General features: G+C 50.5%; 2 protein-coding genes. Both read right to left on the bottom strand.

What is annotated here, in order from left to right; genetic code table 11:
• On the bottom strand, positions 1-185 hold a 185-nt coding region (locus PHU49_00945; GenBank protein ID MDD5242556.1), incomplete at its 3' end, for a hypothetical protein.
• A gap of 173 nt (positions 186-358) precedes the next feature.
• Positions 359-1,735: endopeptidase La (lon, locus tag PHU49_00940; protein ID MDD5242555.1), on the bottom strand; the 1,377-nt coding region annotated here is incomplete at its 5' end.

Raw genomic sequence — 1,735 nt, 5'->3', positions numbered from 1 at the left:
TTTTCGATCGGGTCTACATGGTACGAACAGGGAATGCCGTAAACGAGGGAGTATAATATGCCGTCCCTGTTCTCCCTTACGCCGCAGATCCCTCTTTTTCCGGGTCCGATGACGCAGTGATGCCTGCAGAGCTTACACCAGACAGCCTTTTCTTCACGTTTCTCGTAAAAAGAAGCCTCTTTCATATAACCACCACCCAGCGATCAGCAAAAAAGCAGGTTAAGGCTAAGGCTAAGGTCAAGCAAACTCTGGTTCTCCTCAACCTCAACCTGATTTTTGTATTCACTGCCCACTCCTACTGCTTACTGCCTACTAAGTTCTTACTATGAGCTGTCAGCTATGAGCTGCCCTTCTCCCCTTACCCCTTGCGGCGTTTATTCGGTTTCTTGCCGAAAATTATTGCTATTACCTCGTCCATGTTCCTCACTGAGTGGAATTTCATCCTTTTCTTCACATATCCCGGGATCTCGGCGAGTTCGTGGGTGTTTTCCCCGGGGATAATAATCTCATCCATCTGGTTCCTCAAGGCTGCAAGGGTCTTTTCCTTGAGGCCGCCGATAGGGAGCACCCGGCCCGTCAGGGTTATTTCCCCTGTCATGGCAATCTTGCGGTCAACAGGCCTTTTTGTAATAGCGCTTATCATGGCCACGCCCATGGTGATCCCTGCTGAAGGACCATCCTTCGGGATAGCGCCCTGGGGGACATGGACGTGCATCTCAAGGTCGTCGAAGGTATCTTTTGCAATATCCAGGGTATCTGCCTTCGATTTTATATATGTCAGCGCCGCCTGGACAGACTCCTTCATCACATCACCCATGCTGCCTGTGAGGGTAAGTTCCTTTTTGCCCTTTCTGCACGAAGCCTCGACATAGAGTACATCGCCGCCGAATTCTGTCCATGCAAGGCCACTCGCCACCCCTATGACATCTTCTTCATGCATCGTTTCCGGCAGGAACTTGGAAGGTCCAAGGTATGACTGGAGGTTCCTCACCGTAATCGTCGCCTTTTCTTTATCCCCTCCCGCGATCTTCCGCGCGATCTTTCTTCCTATGGCAGCAATCTCTCTTTCGAGGTTCCTTAATCCCGCTTCCCGTGTATATTCCTGTATTATTTTTAAGAGGGCGTGGTCTGCAAATCCCAGCATCCTCCCATTGAGACCATTTTCTTTTAACTGCTTGGGGATAAGGTATTGCTTCACTATCTTGAGCTTCTCCCGGTCGGTGTAACCCGATATATAGATCGTCTCCATCCTGTCTTTTAATGCTGCGGGGATCGTATCTACCCGGTTTGCCGTTGTAATGAACATAACCCTTGAGAGATCAAAGGGAACGTTCAGATAGTGATCGCTGAATGAATTATTCTGCTCGGGATCGAGGACCTCCAGCAGCGCGCTTGCCGGATCGCCCCGGAAATCGTTCCCTATCTTGTCTATCTCGTCCATCATGAAGACCGGGTTGTTCGTTCCGGCCTGCTTTATGCTCTGAATGATCCTGCCAGGCATGGAACCGACATAGGTTCTCCTGTGTCCCCTGATCTCGGCCTCATCCTTCATGCCGCCGAGGGAGATCCGTGAAAACTTCCTCCCCAGGGCACGGGCTATCGATTTCCCCAGCGAGGTCTTGCCGACACCGGGAGGACCGACAAAGCAGAGGATAGGGCCTTTCATCTCTCCCTTTTTGAGCTTCATAACACTTAAAAACTCAAGGATCCTTTCTTTCACCTTGTCAAGGTCATA

It is taken from the genome of Syntrophorhabdaceae bacterium (assembly GCA_028713955.1).
Classification (GTDB): domain Bacteria; phylum Desulfobacterota; class Syntrophorhabdia; order Syntrophorhabdales; family Syntrophorhabdaceae; genus UBA5609.
Note: the sequence above shows the minus strand (reverse complement) of the source record. Positions and strands in the feature narration are given on the sequence as shown.